The 20,045-nt window shown below is 41.6% G+C and carries 27 protein-coding genes; 11 read left to right on the forward strand and 16 right to left on the reverse strand.

The features are described 5' to 3' along the window. Positions 1-81: 81 nt before the first annotated feature. Positions 82-1,050: a stage V sporulation protein K gene (gene spoVK, locus ACQXR1_RS08760; protein ID WP_069839416.1), complete on the reverse strand. Its 969-nt coding sequence runs from the start codon at positions 1,048-1,050 to the stop codon at positions 82-84. A gap of 623 nt (positions 1,051-1,673) precedes the next feature. Here spoVK and cwlC point away from each other — a divergent pair. Beyond that, entirely contained in the window at positions 1,674-2,441 is a 768-nt protein-coding gene (cwlC, locus tag ACQXR1_RS08765; protein ID WP_430772012.1) for a sporulation-specific N-acetylmuramoyl-L-alanine amidase, read from the forward strand. Between the two features lie 63 nt (positions 2,442-2,504). On the opposite strand, the gene ACQXR1_RS08770 is transcribed toward cwlC, so the two are convergent. From ACQXR1_RS08770 to ACQXR1_RS08810, 9 genes are all read right to left on the reverse strand, one after another. Then, positions 2,505-3,125, reverse strand: coding sequence for a hypothetical protein (locus ACQXR1_RS08770; protein ID WP_430772013.1), 621 nt, complete (start codon positions 3,123-3,125; stop codon positions 2,505-2,507). 48 nt (positions 3,126-3,173) lie between these two features. After that, on the reverse strand, positions 3,174-4,163 hold the full coding sequence (gene nrdF, locus ACQXR1_RS08775) for a class 1b ribonucleoside-diphosphate reductase subunit beta (RefSeq protein ID WP_014664066.1): 990 nt from the start codon (positions 4,161-4,163) through the stop codon (positions 3,174-3,176). Positions 4,164-4,180: 17 nt separating this feature from the next. Next, a complete protein-coding gene (gene nrdE / locus ACQXR1_RS08780; RefSeq protein WP_095432820.1) occupies positions 4,181-6,283 on the reverse strand; it encodes a class 1b ribonucleoside-diphosphate reductase subunit alpha in 2,103 nt (700 codons plus the stop codon). Next, a complete protein-coding gene (gene nrdI / locus ACQXR1_RS08785) occupies positions 6,243-6,635 on the reverse strand; it encodes a class Ib ribonucleoside-diphosphate reductase assembly flavoprotein NrdI (protein ID WP_040083097.1) in 393 nt (130 codons plus the stop codon). Before nrdI ends, nrdE begins: the two co-directional genes overlap by 41 nt. A 243-nt stretch (positions 6,636-6,878) precedes the next feature. After that, positions 6,879-7,109, reverse strand: a complete 231-nt coding sequence (locus ACQXR1_RS08790) for a hypothetical protein (RefSeq protein WP_003245262.1) — start codon at positions 7,107-7,109, stop codon at positions 6,879-6,881. An 81-nt stretch (positions 7,110-7,190) separates the two neighbouring features. Then, on the reverse strand, positions 7,191-7,463 hold the full coding sequence (locus tag ACQXR1_RS08795) for a YmzC family protein (RefSeq protein WP_071582077.1): 273 nt from the start codon (positions 7,461-7,463) through the stop codon (positions 7,191-7,193). Between the two features lie 199 nt (positions 7,464-7,662). Beyond that, entirely contained in the window at positions 7,663-7,884 is a 222-nt protein-coding gene (gene hfq / locus ACQXR1_RS08800; RefSeq protein ID WP_003221097.1) for an RNA chaperone Hfq, read from the reverse strand. Positions 7,885-7,923: 39 nt separating this feature from the next. Beyond that, a complete protein-coding gene (miaA, locus tag ACQXR1_RS08805; RefSeq protein ID WP_071582076.1) occupies positions 7,924-8,868 on the reverse strand; it encodes a tRNA (adenosine(37)-N6)-dimethylallyltransferase MiaA in 945 nt (314 codons plus the stop codon). 99 nt (positions 8,869-8,967) lie between these two features. After that, complete coding sequence (locus tag ACQXR1_RS08810) at positions 8,968-9,381, reverse strand: YmaF family protein (RefSeq protein WP_080478223.1); 414 nt, start codon at positions 9,379-9,381, stop codon at positions 8,968-8,970. An 89-nt stretch (positions 9,382-9,470) separates the two neighbouring features. Between ACQXR1_RS08810 and ACQXR1_RS08815 the strand changes: the two genes are divergently transcribed. From ACQXR1_RS08815 to ebrB, 3 genes are all read left to right on the forward strand, one after another. Beyond that, complete coding sequence (locus ACQXR1_RS08815) at positions 9,471-9,746, forward strand: hypothetical protein (protein WP_069149627.1); 276 nt, start codon at positions 9,471-9,473, stop codon at positions 9,744-9,746. Between the two features lie 135 nt (positions 9,747-9,881). Further along, entirely contained in the window at positions 9,882-10,199 is a 318-nt protein-coding gene (ebrA, locus tag ACQXR1_RS08820) for a multidrug efflux SMR transporter subunit EbrA (protein WP_014664058.1), read from the forward strand. 13 nt (positions 10,200-10,212) lie between these two features. Continuing rightward, positions 10,213-10,566 (forward strand): multidrug efflux SMR transporter subunit EbrB, encoded by a 354-nt coding sequence (gene ebrB / locus ACQXR1_RS08825; protein WP_430772014.1) that lies wholly within the window; start codon positions 10,213-10,215, stop codon positions 10,564-10,566. A 13-nt stretch (positions 10,567-10,579) separates the two neighbouring features. Here ebrB and ACQXR1_RS08830 read toward each other — a convergent pair whose 3' ends face one another. The 3 genes from ACQXR1_RS08830 to ACQXR1_RS08840 form a co-directional block, all read right to left on the reverse strand. Continuing rightward, positions 10,580-11,032 carry an OsmC family protein gene (locus tag ACQXR1_RS08830; RefSeq protein ID WP_014664056.1) on the reverse strand — a complete coding sequence of 151 codons (453 nt, stop codon included), beginning with the start codon at positions 11,030-11,032 and terminating at the stop codon, positions 10,580-10,582. 69 nt (positions 11,033-11,101) lie between these two features. After that, entirely contained in the window at positions 11,102-11,809 is a 708-nt protein-coding gene (locus tag ACQXR1_RS08835; RefSeq protein WP_014664055.1) for a poly-gamma-glutamate hydrolase family protein, read from the reverse strand. Positions 11,810-12,088: 279 nt separating this feature from the next. Next, a complete protein-coding gene (locus ACQXR1_RS08840; protein WP_014664054.1) occupies positions 12,089-12,322 on the reverse strand; it encodes a hypothetical protein in 234 nt (77 codons plus the stop codon). Positions 12,323-12,544: 222 nt separating this feature from the next. Here ACQXR1_RS08840 and aprX point away from each other — a divergent pair, with 222 nt between their 5' ends. The 3 genes from aprX (at position 12,545) to ACQXR1_RS08855 (ending at position 15,243) form a co-directional block, all read left to right on the forward strand. Next, positions 12,545-13,873: a serine protease AprX gene (gene aprX / locus ACQXR1_RS08845; protein WP_069149625.1), complete on the forward strand. Its 1,329-nt coding sequence runs from the start codon at positions 12,545-12,547 to the stop codon at positions 13,871-13,873. A gap of 110 nt (positions 13,874-13,983) precedes the next feature. Beyond that, on the forward strand, positions 13,984-14,808 hold the full coding sequence (locus ACQXR1_RS08850; protein ID WP_430772015.1) for an MBL fold metallo-hydrolase: 825 nt from the start codon (positions 13,984-13,986) through the stop codon (positions 14,806-14,808). A 78-nt stretch (positions 14,809-14,886) separates the two neighbouring features. Continuing rightward, on the forward strand, positions 14,887-15,243 hold the full coding sequence (locus tag ACQXR1_RS08855) for a hypothetical protein (protein WP_014664051.1): 357 nt from the start codon (positions 14,887-14,889) through the stop codon (positions 15,241-15,243). A gap of 137 nt (positions 15,244-15,380) precedes the next feature. Here the strand turns inward: ACQXR1_RS08855 and ACQXR1_RS08860 are convergent, their stop codons facing one another. Further along, positions 15,381-15,995 carry a TetR/AcrR family transcriptional regulator gene (locus tag ACQXR1_RS08860; protein ID WP_069839424.1) on the reverse strand — a complete coding sequence of 205 codons (615 nt, stop codon included), beginning with the start codon at positions 15,993-15,995 and terminating at the stop codon, positions 15,381-15,383. A gap of 120 nt (positions 15,996-16,115) precedes the next feature. On the opposite strand from ACQXR1_RS08860, the gene ACQXR1_RS08865 reads away from it, so the two are divergent. The 3 genes from ACQXR1_RS08865 (at position 16,116) to ACQXR1_RS08875 (ending at position 17,955) form a co-directional block, all read left to right on the forward strand. Continuing rightward, positions 16,116-16,673, forward strand: coding sequence for a hypothetical protein (locus tag ACQXR1_RS08865; RefSeq protein WP_071582072.1), 558 nt, complete (start codon positions 16,116-16,118; stop codon positions 16,671-16,673). 134 nt (positions 16,674-16,807) lie between these two features. Next, positions 16,808-17,263 (forward strand): regulatory YrvL family protein, encoded by a 456-nt coding sequence (locus tag ACQXR1_RS08870; RefSeq protein WP_014664034.1) that lies wholly within the window; start codon positions 16,808-16,810, stop codon positions 17,261-17,263. 578 nt (positions 17,264-17,841) lie between these two features. Next, entirely contained in the window at positions 17,842-17,955 is a 114-nt protein-coding gene (locus ACQXR1_RS08875) for a YjcZ family sporulation protein (protein WP_227098564.1), read from the forward strand. Between the two features lie 448 nt (positions 17,956-18,403). Here ACQXR1_RS08875 and ACQXR1_RS08880 read toward each other — a convergent pair whose 3' ends face one another. Beyond that, positions 18,404-18,868, reverse strand: coding sequence for a hypothetical protein (locus ACQXR1_RS08880; protein ID WP_071584046.1), 465 nt, complete (start codon positions 18,866-18,868; stop codon positions 18,404-18,406). A 503-nt stretch (positions 18,869-19,371) separates the two neighbouring features. Here ACQXR1_RS08880 and ACQXR1_RS08885 point away from each other — a divergent pair. Beyond that, a complete protein-coding gene (locus ACQXR1_RS08885) occupies positions 19,372-19,722 on the forward strand; it encodes an Ig-like domain-containing protein (RefSeq protein WP_136654460.1) in 351 nt (116 codons plus the stop codon). A 60-nt stretch (positions 19,723-19,782) separates the two neighbouring features. On the opposite strand, the gene ACQXR1_RS08890 is transcribed toward ACQXR1_RS08885, so the two are convergent. After that, positions 19,783-20,040: a hypothetical protein gene (locus ACQXR1_RS08890; RefSeq protein ID WP_430772016.1), complete on the reverse strand. Its 258-nt coding sequence runs from the start codon at positions 20,038-20,040 to the stop codon at positions 19,783-19,785. Between the last annotated feature and the right edge of the window lie 5 nt (positions 20,041-20,045).

Below are 20,045 nucleotides of genomic sequence, written 5' to 3' on the forward strand. Positions count from 1 at the left end.
CCTGCATGTGTATACCACAAATCGATTGCTTTGAAAAGCAGAAATACAATCAAAAAACAGACCTCTCAAAAACTGAGAGGTCTATACAGATCCAGATGCTTCTTCTTTAATGGAAAGATCTTGGCTTTTGATTGTCATCAAGTCGCTTTTTAAGTATTGGTCTCCCATTAAAAGCCTCATGGCTTGTGCTCTGATCGATTTTTCGATCACATTTCTGACAAAACGTCCATTGCTGAATTTAATGGGACTTGTCGTGCTTTTCACTGTCATTAAGTAATCTTTCAATTTCCATTCCGCTTCTTGACTGAGCTGGTATTCCCTTTCATCAATCATTCGTTTCGCAATCTCCATGAGCTGGGTCACAGAATAATCCGGAAAATCAATGGAGATGGGAAATCTTGATTGGAGACCCGGGTTTAGCGAGAGAAAATGATCCATTTCCCGAGAATATCCGGCGAGTATCAAAATAAACTCATGCTGTTTGTCTTCCATATGTTTTACAAGTGTGTCGATCGCTTCTTTCCCAAAGTCCTTTTCGCCGCCTCTTGCCAGCGAATAGGCTTCGTCTATAAACAAAATGCCGCCTAATGACTTTTTGATTAAATCTCTCGTCTTTTGGGCGGTGTGTCCAATATATTCCCCGACCAGATCAGCCCGCTCCGCTTCGATTAAGTGGCCTTTTGAGAGGACATTCATTTCAAAGAAAAGCTTGCCGATCAGCCGTGCAACCGTCGTTTTTCCCGTTCCCGGATTTCCTTTAAACATCATGTGCAGCGCTTGTTTTCCCACCTTCAAGCCTTGCTCCGCGCGTTTTTGGTTCACAAAAATCCAGGCGTATATTTCCTTGATGTTGCGTTTCATTTCCTCCATCCCAACTAATGCGCTCATCTCTTTTTCAATTTCCTTCAAAATGCCGTGCTTTGCTTCGTTTTTTTGCAATGCAGCCTGATATTCCGCCTCTGCCTCAGCATTCGTCAGCACCTGCTTTTGCCCGTTCAGAATAATGTTGATCTGTCCGTTGTTTTTATAAGTCACAGCGCGCTCCAACATCTTCACCTCTCTGTTCTCTCTATATGATATTCAAGCGGATGCCGATTGTGACAAACGCCTATCATGTGTCGAATCAATTGCTTTTTTCGGGAACGATAAGGAATCCTGCGCTTTCCCGAGAAATACTTTATTTCTTATTGTATTCACGGACATAGGGTGGACAAACCATGAGATTTTGTTTTTAATCATTTTATTAGAGTAATATATACTTTTCTCCCTTCACGTTGAGAAACACGGGCTGTTTTTTTGTGCAAAGCGTATCATCCGCCCGAAGATCCCTGCGAAGGTGTTTTCCTTTTCTTCTAATGATATCTTTCATGACCGTTCCTTTTTTCAAAATGAACGGCGCTCTCATATCTAAATGCATGCTTTTAAAATGAAAGCACAGCTTAAAATCAGCAGGAATCAGTGCAGATAGAATCGAACCCATAATACTCACTAACATCTGACATATGCACATTTTTCATTTCAGACCGTATCTGTTGTCGCTTCATGTTGAATTGTGCGCTTTCCCGAGAAATAATTTCCGGATGTTGAAGGGGTATTTCCTCATTTTTCAGATAAATGATAATCGTACAAGCAGAAGCCGTGTTTTTTCATATCCTGTAATGAGGTGATGAAGAATGGTTAAAATTTTTATTGATCCTGGCCATGGCGGGTCTGATCCTGGCGCAACAGGAAATGGCCTTCAAGAAAAAACGTTAACTCTGCAAATCGCTTTTGCCTTACGTACGATATTGACTAATGAATATGAAGGTATTTCTTTGCTGCTGAGCCGGACAAGCGACCAATATGTCAGCTTAAATGACCGCACATCTGCCGCAAATAACTGGGGAGCAGATTTCTTTTTGTCCATTCACGTTAATTCCGGTGGAGGCACAGGTTTTGAAAGCTATATTTATCCAGGTGTAGGTGCCCCGACGACGTCTTATCAATCGTCAATTCACTCTGAAGTGATACAAGCTGTCGACTTTGCCGATCGCGGCAAAAAAACAGCCAACTTCCACGTCCTAAGGGAGTCGGCCATGCCTGCCCTATTGACCGAAAACGGCTTCCTTGATACCGTTGCCGATGCAAACAAACTGAAAACAAGCAGCTTTATTCAAAGCTTAGCAAGAGGGCATGCAAACGGGCTGGAGCAAGCCTTTAACCTTAAAAAGACTTCCAGCTCCGGGTTATATAAGGTTCAAATCGGTGCATTTAAAGTCAAAGCGAATGCGGACTCGCTGGCAAGGAGCGCCGAAGCTAAAGGGTTTGACTCGATTGTCCTTTTAAAGGATGGATTATACAAAGTGCAGATTGGCGCATTTTCATCCAAAGACAATGCGGACAGTCTCGCTGCCAGAGCGAGAAATGCCGGCTTTGACGCTATTGTGATTCTGGAATCATAGTCGAGACGGAGACGAGCGTCTCATAAAAAAACCCGGCTCCTCATCACGAGAAACCGGGTTTTTTTATTCAAGAATATCAACAACAAACTGTGACCATGTTTCCAGACGGTTATAGATGTCATCCTGTTTTAATTCAGAAACTTTCATCCATTTACCTGCAATTTGGTCTTTCTCTTTCACTTTCACTTGTGCGCCGGGCTTCAATTGAAGCGCAGAAAGAATACCGATATGCACTTTACCGACACTGTTTTCATCATCATTGATCAATCCCAGTGTGACAATCGCCTGTTTATCTTCTTCATTTATTTGCAGTTCTTCCTCAAGCTCACGGTCTGTGTTCAGCTTTAAGACTTCAGCAAATGAAGCTGCCCCTTCGATCGCGTTCATATGGCCGCCAAAGCCGAGAGAAAGTTTGTTGTGCAGGCGTGATTCACCGCCGCCGGCCAGCCGCTCGTAAAGGAAGACTTCATCTTCGCGCTTGATGACGACATAAGGTATCGGCTGCTTGAAACGCGGATCTTCTTCCGCGTCTCCCCTTCTCATTTCACGATAGGCAGCTTCAATCTGAGCCATGATTTCTGCTACTCTGCTATCTTCGCTGTACACGCCCTGGAAGGTTAAGCTTTCTTTCTTAAACACATCATCACGCGGGGCGACTAAAATCATTTCGTCCATTTTTCCCATGGGTACTGCGTCCTCCTCATTTAACCTTCAAGCCGAAAAGAGCAGATATTATATCTGCTCTTTTTCATCTTCAAAATAAAAGTCATCATCTTTGAGCGGCTCAACTGTCGCTTTTTTATAACCGTTCCCCTTCATAGAGAAGAAGTCATGCGATTTAGTTTTTGTATTTAATCCGTTTAAAACGATCGGATTAATGTCTTCCTCTTCGAAGTATGGATCAAATCCAAGGTTCATGAGCGCTTTATTTGCATTATAGCGGATGAATTTCTTTACATCGTGTGAGAGTCCGACTTGATCGTACAAGTCCTCTGTATACTCAAGCTCATTTTCATATAACTCATTCAGAAGGTCGATCGCAAATTCACGAAGCTCTGCTTTTTTCTCTTCTGTCTGTTTATTATAAATTTCCTGAGCAAGGAGACCGACATACACGCCGTGAATCGCTTCATCACGAAGAATCAGGTTAATGATCTCACCGCTTTGCATCAGTTTTCCTTGTCCGTAGAAATATAACGGATAATAGAAACCGCTGTAGAAAAGGAAGCTTTCCAGATAGACGGAAGCAACCATCGCTTTGAACAGTGAAATTTCATCATCTTTTTGAATGGCTTTGTAAAGCCCGACAATCATTTGCGCTTTTTTCTGCAAATATTTATTTTGTTTAACCCATTCGAATACTTCGTTGATCGTTTCAGTCGGTGCAAGGGTCATGAAGATATTAGAGTACGATTTCGCATGGACAGCGTTCTCCATCATCGCCATAAAGTTCAGCACCGCTTTCCGCTGATGGCCGTCTACGTGTTCAGCCACGATCGGCATCCCCGTATTCCCCTGCTCTGTATCAAGAAGCGTAAGTCCGGCAAGTACCTTCATATAAGTGTCCTGCTCATTTTTTCCGAGGTACTTCCATGTGAGGAGATCGCCGTTTAAAGCAATCTCTTCCGGAAGCCAGAACTGTTTTACGTTTTGGTTATAGAACATTTGGGTAAAATCGTCTTCATGCTTTGACCAGTTTGCTGCGTCATAAATTTTTGTCACTTTAAACTCTCCTTTAATCAAACAACACAAGAAAGGCAGCTGTCTTGCCCAGTATCTTTCGTTCTTGCATAGTAAATGGTTTTAATTCCTCTATGATGTGCATACAGATCGATTCGGTTTAAATCACGGGTCGTCATTGTGTCTTTTAAGAACAATGTGAAGCTGATGCCCTGATCAATGTGCTGTTGGATAGTCGCGATCATATCCACAACCTTGAACATGTCCATATCGTAGGCTTCTTTATAGAAGAACCAGTTATTAGATGCAAGCCCAGGCATTGGGTAGTACGTTTTTGAGTTGCCGTATGTTCTTTCTTCAATTCGTTCCATAATCGGCATAACAGACGCCGTACTTGATTGCACGTATGAGATAGAGCCTGTTGGCGCAATGCATAATCTGTAGCTGTGATACATACCGTGTTCAGCGACAAATGCTTTTAGCTGTTTCCAGTCCTCTGTCGTCGGGATATGCATACCTTCAAACAGATTGGCGATTTTTTCGTATTTCGGTGAGAAATCAGCGGAAACGTATTTGTCGAAGTATTCACCTGTCGCATAGGTTGAGCCTTCATATTGATCAAACGTTTCGCCTTTCTCTTTTGCAATTTCCGCAGAACGCTGGATGGAGTAGAAGTTCACCATCATAAAGAACGTGTTTGCAAAGTCACGCGCTTCCGGGCTTTCATACGCAATGCCGTTTTGCGCAAGGTAACCGTGAAGGTTCATAGCGCCTAGACCGATTGATTTCATTGCTTTGTTTGCACGTCTTACAGCAGGCGCATTACGGATGTCAGTCGTTTCAGACACATGTGTTAAAGAGTCTGTCGCAAGCTTGACTGTTTTTTCGATTGATTTATGCTCCATAACATTGAGAATGTTAAGTGAGCCTAGGTTGCAGGAAATATCCAAACCGATTTCATCTTCTTCATCATAGTCTGTGTATGAAGACACTTGAGATGCCTGCAGCACTTCAGAGCAAAGGTTAGAAAATTTCACCTTGGAAATATGGTTATTCGCATGCACTTTGTTCACGTTATCTTGGAACATGATGTATGGATAGCCTGATTCAGAACGAAGCATCGCCAGTTTTTCAAGCAGTTTCCGCGGGTTGATTTTTTCCTTTTTGACCCGAGGGTTGTCGACAAATTTGTCGTACATTTCGTTCATGTCCATCTCATCCATGTGCTGGCCGTACTCTTTATAAATCGTGTGCGGATAGAACACATAAGCCGCTTTGTCCTCACGTGCAAGCTCAACGAACTTATCCGGAATGACAACACCGATAGAAAGCGTTTTGACACGCACATCTTCATCCGCAGAAATCTTTTTCGTATCAAGAAAATCATTGATATCGCGGTGGAAAATGTTTAAGTACGCCGCGCCCGACCCTTGTCTTTGCCCCATTTGGTCAGCGTAACGGAACGCGTTATCAAGAAGCTTCATGACGCCTACAACGCCTTTTGTCGCATTTTCAACATCTTTAATGGCTTCACCTTTCGCGCGGAGCTTGGACAGGTTAAGAGAAACCCCGCCGCCCAGTTTAGAAAGCTGCATGGAGATATCGATCGCTCTTGAGATATCGTTTAAGGAATCATTGACTTCCAGCAAGAAGCAGCTGACAAGTTCTCCGCGGCGTTTTCTGCCGGCATTCAAAAATGTCGGTGTGCTCGGCTGATATTCCTGATTGATCATCAGGTTCACATATTCTTTTGCTTTCTCAGTGTCGCCGTTGGCGAAGAACAGCGCAACAATTGAGATCCGGTCCTCATAACGCTCGAGGATTTTTTTCTTGTCATTCGTTTTCAAAGCATAGTCATTATAGAATTTAAACGCACTCATGAAGGAAGGAAAACGAAACTTCTTAGCGTAAGCTGTCTTAAACACTTCTTTAATGTCTTCAAAAGAATAAAGGCTTAAGAATTCCTCTTCGTAGTATTGGTTTTCAATCAAATAATCCAGCTTCTCTTTTAAATCGTGAAAGAAAACTGTGTTTTGATTGATATAGTCTACAAAATAGCTATGTACAGCCTCTTTATCCTTATCAAACTGGAATTTTCCATCTTTTTGGATCATGATTTCGTTATTTAACTGGATCCATTTTGGCACTTGATTTTGTGACAACTCTTTCTACCTCCTGAGTAAACAATTCAACGTCTTTAGATGTGCCGCTGAGTTCAAATTTGTGCAAGATCGGCACCTGATATTGTCTAGAAATGGTATCGGCGCTTTTTGCAAAGTTATCGCCCCATACTTTATTGCCGCTCGCAGCGACTCCTAATAAGAGATGGGCGTATTTTTCGAGAAATGATTGTGTTGATGCCGGTACCTGACCGAAGTTTGTCGTGTAGGTGACCAAAACAAACGGAGTGTCCACGTGGTCTATTTCGTCCACCTTGCGTATCTGCTGAAAGCCTATTTTATTCACAAACCGCTGAACATTCCCTGTTTTCGAATCAAATATGATTTGTACCACGTTTTATCACGACCTATCAAAAAATATGAATCTCTCATCACTAACACTATATATAGTATACTACCCTCTAGCAAAAACACAATATATAGATTCGTTTTTATGAAAAATTCATATTTTGATCAAATCAGGCAAATGGACAGACTCATTAGGGCCCAAAAAAGAGAGCAGAACGAGAATCATCTCTCGTCCTACTCGGGGTGTCGTTTTTTAGCCGATGTTTATCATAACATGAAAAAAAACTGCTTAGTAGTCTAGATTTTTTTTTCTTAAGCTATCACAGCATTTTTCGCTCTCTACTGTTTCTTCTATTTCAACATCCGCGCCGATCTCTTCTAAAACCGCCTTCAAAGCAGTGATAATTGACGCTTCTCTGATTAATTCTTTTCCGTTCACAATGATACTTGTTCCGTATTCATAGCAAGAATCATCTTCGCAAATTTCTTCCCAATGATTCACGATCACTTTATGCTTCATTTTTTCACCCTCTGTTTGATCTGTGTCTGTATTTAGTTTAGCGGCTGGCATCCGCTTTGTAAATTCGAATGCTTGTGAATTTTATTCAAGCTCATCATCCGCGTATTCTTTCTTCAGCTTTATCTCATTGCGGGACTCATTATACTCATAAATTTTGATATAGCCGTCCTCCATCACGCCAAAATGATTATGTTCAAGCGGAAACGAGGTTGGCTGAGGCGTTTCATAGTCTGAATTGCCGCTGTCTGTTTCAATGATGGTATCTTGACTCCCGCACGCCCCGAACAGTAAAAAAACAGCTATCCACACAAGGGCGATCCTGATTCGTCTCAGTTCTGCTTCACTTTCAAACAAGGTCGCGTCACTCCTTAAGTTCATATTTATACACAATATACCATTTTTCTTTAGTATGTTGTTCTCATAAAAAAAGACCGTGCCTTGGCATGGTCAGCTTACACAAAAAAGTTTGGAGCAAAAGTGGATTTACATGTTAAAAATGGCTGCCGAGAATCCCCCGGCAGCCTCCTTATGTCTTGACATGGCATTTTTTGATCTATTCGAGTTCAAGCTGGACGTTTTTTTGCGGCGCAAACGTAGAGATCGCATGTTTATATATAAGCTGCTGCTTACCTTCCGATTCCAGCAAAACGGTAAAGTTATCAAAGCCTTTCACCTGGCCCCGCAACTGAAAGCCGTTCAGCAAAAAAACAGTGACATACGTATTTTCTTTCCGGATTTGATTCAAAAACTGATCCTGAATATTAATCGGTTTCATGTTTCGTCCTCCTTGATTCTCTATATCATACAGTTTCGATTAAAGTTCGAGTTTTCCTGCTATATGTGTGAAAATTTCCTTTTTTTTCAGCTCCATATCAACTGGCGGTGTCATATCGAACCATGTAACTTGCATTTTATTACGAAACCACGTCAGCTGGCGTTTCGCATACCGTCTTGAATTCTGCTTTAGTTGTTCAACAGCATCGGAAAGTGTCACAAAACCGTCAAAATATGCATAAAGCTCTTTATAGCCTATCGCCTGTATCGATTGACAGTCTCTCACGTTCTTGTCGTACAAGTGTTTCACTTCCGGAAGCAGACCTGCCTCCATCATCATATCGACCCGCCGGTTAATTCTTTCGTAAAGTGTGTCTCTATCCATTGTCAGCCCGATTAACACTGCATTGTACAGAAGTTCTCGTTTTTGTTCTTTCAAATGCTGCGACATCGTTTTTCCGGATGTATGTAAAATTTCCAGCGCGCGAATGACTCTTCTTGTATTATTGGGATGAATCACAGCTGCCGACTCGGGATCTGCTGCAGCAAGTTTGGCATGAAGAAAATCAGCGCCTTCCCGTTCAGCTGCCATTTGCATGCTCTCTCGAAATGCAGGATCATTTGCCTCTTCCGTAAATGTATAATCGTAAAGCACAGATTGTATATATAGCCCTGTACCACCGACAATCATCGGAAGCTTTCCTCTATTTGCAATCTCGCTGATTTTGTTTCTTACTAAGCTTTGATAATCGGCGGTAGAGAAGGAGTCTTGGGGTTCTAAAATGTCAATCAGATGATGAGGAACTCCCTCCATCTCCTGTTCGGTAATTTTAGCTGTTCCAATATCCATCCTTTTATAAATCTGCATTGAATCTCCGCTGATAATTTCCGCGTTTAAAGATTTGGCTAGCTGAATACTTAAATTGGTTTTTCCCACTGCCGTCGGTCCGACTAAAATGACAACGGGCTGCTTCGTATTATTCAATATGTATCACTCTCTTTTATAAATCTCCCCCCATTATAGCATTCAACATGGACAACCACCTATCCATTTTGCCCTTTTTTTGCATCGGTAAACATCCTTCTACCAGCCGATCGGCTCATTGCCGACAATTTCCCTCGTCTGTCCTTTCAGGGTATGACGGTGCGTTTTTCTTTCGTCATCTCCGGGAGCATAAACAACCCCTCCGTACTGGATCTCAACCGGCTTGTTATAGGCCAGATACGTCGTTTCTTCGATTTCATGATAATGTGTGCCATCTGCTAAAGGAATCGCCGGCCCTGAGATTCCGTAATACCGATGAAAATGGCCGTTTTCAAATGAAGTGATCCCTGTATAGTAATGTGTATGCTGATCGGTATTTGATCCGTTTGCGGGCTGAGTAAACCCTTCAATCAGATGATAATGGCCCTGTTCCCTCGATGTTTTGACATGATAAGCATGTGCGTGGGGCGGCGCTTTCGACCAGTCAGACTGATACAGGCCCAATGTGTTCACATCCTCTTTTTTCCTTAATTCGCCCAATCAAATACGGGCAGGCTGAATACACTGCATCATCTACACTTTATTACAGGAGGAAAGAAAACATGAACGAGTTAGAGAATTTCAGTCCTGAAGATACAAGAATATTTGGAAGACCTTTTGGATTCGGGAGACCATTTGGATTTGGAAGACCATTCGGATTCGGTTACGGGTTTGGAAGACCCGGATTTGGCTATGGATTTGGCCGGCCATTCGGATTTTTTGGAGGTCCGTTTATCGGCGGCCTTGCAGGCGGGCTTATAGGAAGCGCTTTATTTAATCCTTATTTGTATGGCGGATACCCCTATTATCCGTATGCCCCGTTCCCTTATTATTATTAATCGCAAAAGACCCCTTAAAAAGGGGTCTTTTTAAGTGTGTAAAAATGAATCTCTTGACTCATACATAGGCATACACTAATATTTTTCTAGCTGAAGCTCTTTTCTAATCTAAAAATATAGTGAGGAGAATTTAAGATGTTAATAGGATATATATTCCTCACGATTGCCATATGTTCGGAATCGATAGGAGCAGCCATGCTGAAAGTATCTGATGGCTTCAAAAAGTGGAAGCCGAGTGCCTTGGTCGTCATTGGCTATTCCCTCGCCTTTTATATGCTGTCACTGACGTTAAACCATATTCCCCTAAGCCTCTCCTATGCGACTTGGAGCGGGGCGGGAACGGTGCTGACGACAGTAATCGGAGTGAAATGGTTCAAGGAAGAACTGAATGCGAAAGGGCTTTTCGGGATTCTTTTATTAATATCAGGGGTCGTGTTACTTAACTGGCAGTAAAGGAGTGAGGATGATGAAAGGATTGCTTTATTTGGCTCTCGCCATTTTATCTGAAGTGTTTGGAAGCACGATGCTGAAGCTTTCAGAAGGATTTACACAGGCCTGGCCCATTGCCGGAGTCGTAGTCGGATTTCTTTCCGCTTTTACTTTTCTAAGCTTTTCTTTAAAAACAATTGACTTATCAAGCGCGTACGCAACATGGTCGGGCGTTGGTACCGCGCTTACAGCCATTGTCGGTTTTTTGCTTTTTGGCGAAACCCTCAGTTTAAAGGGAATATTCGGTCTCACGCTTGTCATTGCGGGCGTGGTCGTGCTAAATCAGTCGAAAGCCCACGCTGAAGATAAAAAACAGACGGTCTGTGAGTAACCGTCTGTTTTCACTATTCTCCCCCCGCTTTTACAGAGGCTTCAAGCTGCAGCTCAACATTCCCTTGAATCGCGCGCGAAATCATGCATGACGACTCCGCTTTTTCACAAAGCTTGTGTGCCAACGCGATGTCGTCTTGTGAAGCATCATGTTTAAGCACAACAGAGGGACGGTGAATAATCTTTTTGTATGTAAAGACTCCTTTCGTGACGTCGACGATACCTTCTGACTCCATCTGCAAGTCTTCTTTTTCCAGCCCGCTTCTTTCCATCATCGCTGCAAGTGTAATAATATAACAGGTCGCTGCCGCACCGAGAAGCATTTCATCAGGGTTGGTCCCTTCTCCCGGTCCATCCATTTCTTTAGGGATGGAAATCGCTGTGATCAGGTTACCGCTTTCGATCGTACCGACATCATTGCGTTTACCCGGCCAGTTCGCTTTTAAATAAAAATGATGATCTGCCATTGTTTTGCCTCCTTGTTCATCCTATTTCAGTCTACTGATCTTCTCGTATTTTGTCTCCTGATCTGCTTGTTACGAATACTCTTTTTCCAGGACACCCTTGATCGCACTGACATAAGCATAAAATTCACTGTTCTTTGTGTATTTTCTATTTTTATAATAAAAATCATCAAAAAATGCTTCTCTCTGTTCGCGGCTGATTTCCAGCTGTATACTTAGCCCCGTTTCTCCTTGGTTGTTAATGTTTTCGGCATTCAATCCAGCGAGACCGCTTTTAGACGACGCTAATTCAGCGGAAAACCCTCTCCGCTCAAGAGCTCTCACAATCATTTTTGCCCGCTTTCGATCCGTTCCCCCTACAAGGGTATTCTTGTTCTCCCCTTTATATCCGTGAAAAGCCACCACATATTGATGCTCCTTGATTTTCTTTTTAGCTAATGGCTCATCAAAATTGGTGCTTGTAATATGCAGCGTTTGGTTATCGTGGGACTTCAGCCCTTCAAACAGGTATGTAGAGTATTCATGATTGAAATACCGAACAAGCTCACTTACTCCGCCTTCAATTCTACCGCCATGCGGAGACATAATTAAGACTTTGCTTCCTTTTTTCTCATTATATGAAATATCGTAATCGGCTGGACTCTCATTCTCTGCCAAGCTGCTGAAATTTGAATATGTATCTGGCTGATTTGATGGTTCAGGTTCTAATGAGTAATGAACATATCTCAAGAACAAGACAATGGCTAAGACTAATATGACATTTAGTAAAAATCTTCTCATGTTTAACTCCTTTCATAAGAATGGCACGGTTCATTATATGAGGTTTAGCCAATAGGTTTTATCTTACCATTGTATACACGATATCATCAGTGAAAAAGTTCCCGGTTTCAAAAAATCAATTGATTGTCACGGTTATTAGCGGTTCATTTCAAATAAGAGTGAAAAAAGGTTGAGAGGAAAGCCAAAAAAGGTAGGAACAACCTCACTTGGCAAATAAATGTATATAGGTTTAAGGAGGGTTTTCGTAACAGGCTGTCCGTTTGCTTAGACGGACGCCTGTTACTGGCCTGCAAAATAAAGATTTTTCTTATTTGTTCTCACAAAGTCACAGGAGAGGATAGAGTCCAATAAAAATGTTCTGATCTGTTGTTTCGAAAAACAAAATGCTTTGATTTTCGTTTTGCTTTTCTGCCTTACAATAATCGTTCTTTTACTAATTGTTCCGTCTTTCTTCATATATATAATGCTGATTGGCATTTGGCTTTCCAAAGATCGATGTAAGTAGAAATTCATACAGCCGCTCTCCCCTTCCAGTTTGATATGACCACATTATAATACGAACAAATGTTCCTTTTCACTCCCCAATGATTTCCTCAACCTCTCATCCATCGTATCTAATACGAAAGATTCATAAAAACAAACTCTTATCCGCCTCTTATAAAGGACAAACAAACTTACCAAACCTATCATCTGTTCATAGAGTATACAGAGAACCTTATAATAGGAGGAAAATACATGTTTGGGTACTCTATGGTACAAATGGTGAGAGCAAATGCTCATAAGCTAGATTGGCCGTTACGGGAAACCGTATTGCAGCTTTACAAGCCCTTCAAATGGACTCCTTGCTTCTTGCATAATTTTTTCGAAACCAAATTGAAAAACAGAAAAAGAATGTCAGTCATTATTGAATTTGAGGAAGGCTGTCACGAGACCGGCATTCAAATGGCTGGGGAGGTACTGCAAAAAGAAAAACGGAGTAAGCTAAAAACCCGCTTCAACAAAATCAACTGCTGCAGTGCGGAGGTTACCCCCTCAGCATTACATTCTCTTCTTTCTGAATGCAGCAATATCCGTAAAGTGTATTTAAACCGCGAAGTCAAAGCGCTTTTAGACACGGCAACTGAAGCAAGCCATGCGAGGGAAGTCGTCCGAAACGGGCAAACCCTGACAGGAAAAGGCGTTACTGTCGCTGTTGTCGATACAGGAATCTACCCGCATCCTGATTTAGAAGGCAGGATTATCGGGTTCGCGGACATGGTCAATCAAAAAACAGAGCCATACGATGATAATGGTCATGGCACACATTGTGCAGGTGATGTCGCAAGCAGCGGCGCATCCTCTTCCGGAAAATACCGCGGACCTGCACCGGAAGCCAATCTCATCGGCGTAAAGGTTTTAAACAAGCAGGGTTCAGGAACGTTAGCAGATATTATAGAGGGTGTTGAGTGGTGTATTCAATACAATGAGGACAACCCTGATGAACCGATTGATATTATGAGTATGTCGCTCGGGGGCGATGCCCTTAGATATGATAATGAACAGGAAGATCCGTTAGTCAGAGCGGTTGAAGAAGCGTGGAACGCAGGGATTGTCGTCTGTGTCGCTGCCGGAAACTCAGGCCCTGATTCGCAGACTATTGCAAGCCCGGGCGTGAGCGAAAAGGTGATTACAGTAGGTGCGCTTGACGATAACGATACTGCAAGCAGCGATGATGATACAGTCGCTTCCTTCTCAAGCCGCGGTCCGACAGTATACGGGAAAGAAAAGCCCGATATTTTAGCGCCAGGTGTTAATATTATTTCCCTTCGCTCTCCGAATTCCTATATTGATAAGCTTCAAAAGTCAAGCCGTGTAGGATCTCAGTACTTCACAATGTCAGGCACCTCGATGGCAACACCAATTTGCGCAGGAATCGCAGCTTTAATTCTTCAGCAAAACCCGGATCTTTCGCCGGATGAAGTGAAAGAGCTTTTGAAAAACGGCACGGACAAATGGAAAGATGAAGATCCGAATGTGTACGGAGCGGGCGCTGTCAACGCGGAAAATTCCGTTCCCGGCCAATAAACAGCATCAAAAAGCCGGCAATTCTCTCTCAGCAGAACTGCCGGCTTTTTGTTTGAATATTCATAATCATAAGGTAAAATAATGGAAAATGGATGAAGGAAGTGAAGAAAGTGCCATATTATATCTGCAACACATGCGGTGTGCAGCATGCACAGACTGTAGAGCCGCCCAACTCGTGTCTAATTTGCGAGGATGAAAGACAGTATATTCATCCTGATGGACAAACTTGGACAACTCTTGAAGACATGCGTGAGAAAGGAAACCTTCAAAACATCATCAAAAAGGAAGAAGACCATCTTTACAGCATCAAAACTGAACCAGAGTTTGCGATCGGACAAACAGCCCATCTGATCCAGCATAAGGGCTTTAATGTGCTGTGGGATTGCATTTCATATCTTGACCAAAGGACAATTGACCAAATTAACGAAATAGGCGGTATTCAAGCCATCGCTTTGTCTCATCCACATTATTACTCTACTCAGGTTGAGTGGGCTGAAGCATTTCAGGCCCCGATCTATATCCATGAAGATGACAAAAAATGGGTGACAAGACCAAGCAATCACATTCACTTCTGGTCAGGGGAAACGCTCAGCATGAAGCCGGGGCTGGACCTTTACCGACTGGGCGGACATTTTAAAGGCGGTGCTGTTCTTCATTGGAGCAACGGCAATAAAGGGAAAGGATGTCTATTGACTGGAGATATCATTACGGTTACGGCGGATCAAAACTGGGTCAGCTTTATGTACAGCTATCCAAATCTCATTCCCCTTCCAGCATCCAAAGTTGAAGAAATAGCAGCCAAAGTGAAACCGCTTCAATTCAACCGGCTTTACAATGCTTTTTCTAAAGTTGTCAAAGAAAATGCCGGCGAAGCTGTCCAGCGTTCTGCCATACGTTATATCAAGGCTTTGAACAGCGAATTGTTTCATACATAAGGGGTGAGGCGGCTCTTTTCCGTGTAAAAGATGCAGCAATTGGGAATAGTATCGTGTAGATCAAAAGGAGGAATATTGATGGCACACACGAATACACAGCTTTCCCAATGGCTGGAATCAAAAGTCGGCCAGACACTTGATATTAGAAAAGGTGAATTGACCCATGATGAAGAAATATCAGACTTGGATCAGATTGTTCTCCACCTTCAAAAAGTGGCTATACGAAGCACGAGTCACCCTGATGACTATGTAGCGAAAGAAGAGCTCGTTTTAGAAGGTGAAGGAACAACCTTCACTGAGGATGGAAACGTGCCGCTTCCGCAAAATGCCTATGAGATTCCTTTATTAGGTGATATTCATATTCACCAAGAAAACGAAGGATTGAAGGTCGTAACAGATCGTGCAGTATATACAATTGATATCCAGCACAGCTGACTCTCACTTTCATCAAAATAATGCAGCTTAGCGCCTTTGAGCATTCGTTCAAAGGCGCTGCTTTACATCAAGCTATCCAGTAACGCTTAGGATAAATAGATGGCACTTTATTGAACCGTTTTTGCACAGCATTATCATTATTCCTTCTCTTCTTTCTCACGTGTATCTTCCACGCAAATTGACTCTACATGCTGCATAATGACCCGCTTGATTCTGTCTTTATTCACTCGTACAGGGTCAAGCATCGCATGTAAAGCCAAGCCGTCAACAAGCGCGTAAAGCCTCTCAGCTTCAATGTTTTTATCAGCATTCTGCTTCAGTAAACCGGATTCATCTAAATAGGCAATCAGATTCCGCATGCCGCTGAAAATCCCGTCGTGATTCGCATCAAACATATCCTTTTTATGTCTGGCGTAAGCAGTAAAAGCAAACCAAACCTCCATCTCTCTTATCGTTTCTTCATTCGTTGGGACAATTTCAAGCAAAATGTGCAACACTTTTTCCTTAGGGAGTAAATCCTTCATGGCAATGTCCTTAATTCGAGCCGTCACCTTTTCTTGAACAAGTTTCATTGCAAACGCAAGCAGTTCATCCTGTGTAGTGAAATAATGGCGCAGCGCACCTAATGACAATCCTGCTTCCTTTGCAATGTTCCTGGCTGATGCTCCCTCCATCCCCCGTTCTAAAATGACGCGCCACGTCGCTTCTGCAATTTGTTTTCTTCTTTTCTCATGGTCAATTTGTTTTGGCATAGCTTTATTGTAACAAGAAAAAAATGAGAGGGCAATTTTTATAATACAGTTGTGTTACAAAAACAAAGGTGGTAACATATTATTTAAATAATACAACTGTATTGAAAAGAGGGGGATGGATTGAACGGTATCGCATGGATGATTGTTTTCTGTGAAATTGCGTTTTGGGTTGTCATTGTTTTGGGGCTTGCTGTACGCTACCTATTCAAACGACATACATTAGGACTGCTATTCCTTGCCTTAACTCCAGTTATCGATTTGATCTTATTAACGGCAACTGGTGTGGACCTTTACCGCGGAGCCTCAGCGACTGCAGCTCATGGAATTGCAGCTGTTTACATCGGTATATCGATCGCTTATGGAAAACAAATGATTCAATGGGCAGATGAAAAATTTCAATATTATGTGACAAAAAAAGGCGCAAAACCTCTGAAACGTTTTGGAATGGACCATGCCAAGCACGGTGCGAAAGGCTGGCTAAGACATGTGCTGGCCTACTTAATTGGTGCGGGACTGTTGGCAGGGATGATTTATTTTATCAATGACTCTGCCCGAACCGAGGCATTGAGCGGCATTCTTAAACTGTGGACTGTCATTATAGGCATTGACTTTCTCATTACAGCCAGCTATTTTATTTGGCCAAAAAAAGAGAAATCTTCGGCGAATCTCAGAAATTAACATGATGAAAAAGACCCTTCCCCAGCGGAAAGGGCCTTTTTTGGTTTTGTTAAAATATGTTATACTACTTTCGTCAGAAACAGACTTATAAATATACGGTTTGTATGAGTAAGCAGGTGAAGGGAGTGTCATCCTTGTGCCAAAAAGAACAGAACGAGCACTCTAAGGATTTTAACCTGAAATCAAAATTAATCGGAATTATATCTGTCATTTTTATCGTGGCTATTGCACTTGCAGTCATCTTCGGCGGCTTTTTCTTCGGGATGAAAGGATTATTCTCCATACTTGGCATCACATACGCTTCCAATCAAACATTAGCTTTATTTATTTTAGCCTGCTTTGCTGTAGGCGTAATCATAGACCCACTCACAAAGATAATCTCTATCATTTTGGAAAAATCACTTTCTTTGAAAAAGACTGCACTTTTTGCTTTTATACTGTATTTTATCAGCAATCTTATAACGATCTGTTTTGCAGATTACTTTATGCAGTCTATTTATATTCCAGATGTCTTGCTTGTTGTGATATCAGCTTTGATGGCTTTCATTGAACTTGCTTTTGATAACCAGCCAAATAGAGAAGCCGCTTAAAAATGCCGATGGCAGATATGGAGAATTCATAACACCTTATATTTGGACATCACCAGTTATATAAACGAAAAAAACTCCCTGCTCACACGAACAGGGAGCAAACACAATGATGTATTTTAAATTCTGCATTCTAGAATGATTCTTACATTCGGGTCATCAAGTTCATCCAAAAAGATAATGATCTTCGGACCACATGCCATGTGTTTCCACCCCCTCACCCAAAATATACATTATTTTAAATTACCTGTAAATGTAAATTTTGTTATGTAGATGGATATATCCGCGAAGTATGATGGATCACACGTTTACAACCGTTTCACACTCCAATGGATACATAAAAAGCATTGATATCGCAAAACTTCATCAGGGGTTGATGTAGAGATGTATTTTAATAAGGTTGGTTCAATCGCAACTGCTGCGGATGAAGATGAAGGTGAGGTACAACTGTTAATAGTCTGCTGAAATCCACTGGTCCACCTTTAGACAAAATATTCATTTCTTCTTTTTTAGACTTAAAACTATGTCGAAAGTTATTGTTTCGCATACCTTATTCTATCTCGACTAAAGGAGGTGACATCATGGGATTCTACGGTGGATATTCTGGCGGCGGATATTCAGGCGGAAGCAGCTTCGTATTGATCGTAGTGTTGTTCATCTTGTTGATCATTGTTGGTGCTTCATTCCTTTACTAATCTAAGAGTATCCAAAGTCTTTTTGACTCACCTCCCTGTACGGCAGACGCCATAAGAAGTTTTTATGGCGTTTTGCCATGCGATTGCCGAAACATGCCAACAAAGTTTCTAAACAAGGCAAATATTCACTCTAAACTGCCACCGCACTAAATCCGTTAACCGCCAATAGTCTATCTTGAGATTTACCCGAAGCAGTTTACAGAGAATAAAAAAGCCCGTCTTAAAGAGGGCTTTAATCTTTTTTATTAATGTTTAAATAACTCCATTCCATATTTTTTGATCTTCTATTTTGTATCTTGCGATAAAACATTGGTTAAGTACATCCGTTAATTTCTGCGTTCTTACTCGATCAGTGCCGCCAACTTTAACATGCTAGACTGTTTACGATGTAAACACTTTTCTACAAAAATATGCCCACACCAGAAGAGGTGTAGGCATATTTTTGTATTTAATAAGTTGAAATTGTTCCAGATCCTTCAAAATACCAATATGAACCTGATTGTTTTTTCATCACCATATAATAATTTCCTGCAGGTATATCTACTAAATCCTCATCAAAATAGGTGGTTTCACCATCTGCAACATCTATTGTAAAACTGTCGATCACAGGGTCAGTGCCCAATACATCTTTTTTAATCTCAACTAATACTGTCGTTTCGTCTTCCGATTCATATCCAGTAGCATAAATTTCTCCTGAAACATTCAAGGTTCCTGCACAAAGGGCTCTGGTTACTCCCGTGAGTCTGGCGGAAAATTCAAAGTCAAAATCGTAAGAGTCATAACACGAAGCAGCCGGGGTTACAGAATTCGCAGTCGGTTTTTCAGAGTTCAATGATGATGCATTCGCCGTTGCAAACGGACTGATCGCCAAGCAAATAAGTACGCTAAACAAAGTAAGAATCTTTTTCACCATTTTATTCCCCCCATATTGTTGCTTTGTACAATAAAAATATTAACATATTAGTAAATTAATGACAATCATATTTTTGGGCTTTATTTTATTTTCTACTAGGTTATTTGTTTTCTATTCTCGATTATAAATATATAATTGATAATGAATACGATCTTATTGGGTACAAAATCGCAAAAAGTATGACTTTATTCGCTCAACCAAAAAGTGGGCTGGCGCTAGAGCCACAAGGGATATTACTTGAAGTATTCCGGCAAGATTTTCAGCTTATGAACTTGCCTGTAATCCATCACACAAATTCCTCCTCAACGCCCATGCTGCAGCCGCATTTCGGGCAGCGTGCATCTGGGCGGATTTTTATATCTAATTCGTTGTGACCACATTCAGGGCAGCTGTATTCGATCATAAAACAAGTTCACAAATAATTAACATTTATTTACAAGGAAAATAATTACTTTCGTTGAATCCTTATGGTGTAACACAAAAACTCAAAAGGAGTGTTTAAAATGAATTTCAAAAAGATTGCTGTGACTGCACTATCGATTCCTGTATTAGCTTTTTCAATTAGTGGTATGGCTTCTGCTAAAGAGATGACTCCTCAAAAAAATGAAACGCAAACAACTATATCTCCTGGTCCAATTAAAGCCTATTACGATACTTTTGAAGTGAGAGCTGGGGGTTCTAAACAATTAGATGCAAAATATTTAGGATCAGGATTCGCTTATCATTCAGATAATAGCGCTGTGTTCACAGTAGATACCAATGGACTTGTCCGTGGTAATAAAGCTGGAAATGCATATTTAACTATATTCAAAAATGGATCAGTATACGGTCAGTTACACGTATTTGTCTATTAATTTTCGAATAGAAGAGCATTCTAATATGCTCTTCTATTTTTCCACTTTATCGCCCATGCCTTAACCCTCTACCCCCGGCAGAACTGCGATTGCAAAGAATAAAACCAAAATCATCGCCCCAATGAGCCAACCGTTTGTCTTATCACGCTTTGCAATGATTGTTTCATCACCGATCATTTTCAGATCGTCTGACTTTGCCACAAGCACCGGTATGTAATCTGGATGCACTTTCAAATATTCCGCTGCCTGCTCAACTGTCATCGCTTCATCTTTTGTGGCTTTGACTGCCCGCTGAAGTTCAACTTGTGAAGGAATCATTTTGC

Origin of the sequence: Bacillus sp. ATD (assembly GCF_050585765.1) — a bacterium.
In the GTDB taxonomy this organism is placed as follows: domain Bacteria; phylum Bacillota; class Bacilli; order Bacillales; family Bacillaceae; genus Bacillus; species Bacillus stercoris.

What these genes read in the sequence shown, in the direction of transcription:
- ACQXR1_RS08835 (WP_014664055.1), bottom strand. Translation starts at nt 11,809, where the DNA reads ATGAGAAGATTTTTACTAAATGTCATATTAGTCTTAGCCATTGTCTTG.
- ACQXR1_RS08830 (WP_014664056.1), bottom strand. Translation starts at nt 11,032, where the DNA reads ATGGCAGATCATCATTTTTATTTAAAAGCGAACTGGCCGGGTAAACGC.
- ACQXR1_RS08790 (WP_003245262.1), bottom strand. Translation starts at nt 7,109, where the DNA reads ATGAAGCATAAAGTGATCGTGAATCATTGGGAAGAAATTTGCGAAGAT.
- ACQXR1_RS08770 (WP_430772013.1), bottom strand. Translation starts at nt 3,125, where the DNA reads ATGGGAAAAATGGACGAAATGATTTTAGTCGCCCCGCGTGATGATGTG.
- ACQXR1_RS08880 (WP_071584046.1), bottom strand. Translation starts at nt 18,868, where the DNA reads ATGGTGAAAAAGATTCTTACTTTGTTTAGCGTACTTATTTGCTTGGCG.
- ACQXR1_RS08860 (WP_069839424.1), bottom strand. Translation starts at nt 15,995, where the DNA reads ATGCCAAAACAAATTGACCATGAGAAAAGAAGAAAACAAATTGCAGAA.
- ACQXR1_RS08855 (WP_014664051.1), top strand. Translation starts at nt 14,887, where the DNA reads ATGGCACACACGAATACACAGCTTTCCCAATGGCTGGAATCAAAAGTC.
- ACQXR1_RS08840 (WP_014664054.1), bottom strand. Translation starts at nt 12,322, where the DNA reads ATGAATTTCTACTTACATCGATCTTTGGAAAGCCAAATGCCAATCAGC.
- ACQXR1_RS08885 (WP_136654460.1), top strand. Translation starts at nt 19,372, where the DNA reads ATGAATTTCAAAAAGATTGCTGTGACTGCACTATCGATTCCTGTATTA.
- spoVK (WP_069839416.1), bottom strand. Translation starts at nt 1,050, where the DNA reads ATGTTGGAGCGCGCTGTGACTTATAAAAACAACGGACAGATCAACATT.
- aprX (WP_069149625.1), top strand. Translation starts at nt 12,545, where the DNA reads ATGTTTGGGTACTCTATGGTACAAATGGTGAGAGCAAATGCTCATAAG.
- ACQXR1_RS08875 (WP_227098564.1), top strand. Translation starts at nt 17,842, where the DNA reads ATGGGATTCTACGGTGGATATTCTGGCGGCGGATATTCAGGCGGAAGC.
- ACQXR1_RS08890 (WP_430772016.1), bottom strand. Translation starts at nt 20,040, where the DNA reads ATGATTCCTTCACAAGTTGAACTTCAGCGGGCAGTCAAAGCCACAAAA.
- cwlC (WP_430772012.1), top strand. Translation starts at nt 1,674, where the DNA reads ATGGTTAAAATTTTTATTGATCCTGGCCATGGCGGGTCTGATCCTGGC.
- ebrB (WP_430772014.1), top strand. Translation starts at nt 10,213, where the DNA reads ATGAAAGGATTGCTTTATTTGGCTCTCGCCATTTTATCTGAAGTGTTT.
- ebrA (WP_014664058.1), top strand. Translation starts at nt 9,882, where the DNA reads ATGTTAATAGGATATATATTCCTCACGATTGCCATATGTTCGGAATCG.
- hfq (WP_003221097.1), bottom strand. Translation starts at nt 7,884, where the DNA reads ATGAAACCGATTAATATTCAGGATCAGTTTTTGAATCAAATCCGGAAA.
- ACQXR1_RS08815 (WP_069149627.1), top strand. Translation starts at nt 9,471, where the DNA reads ATGAACGAGTTAGAGAATTTCAGTCCTGAAGATACAAGAATATTTGGA.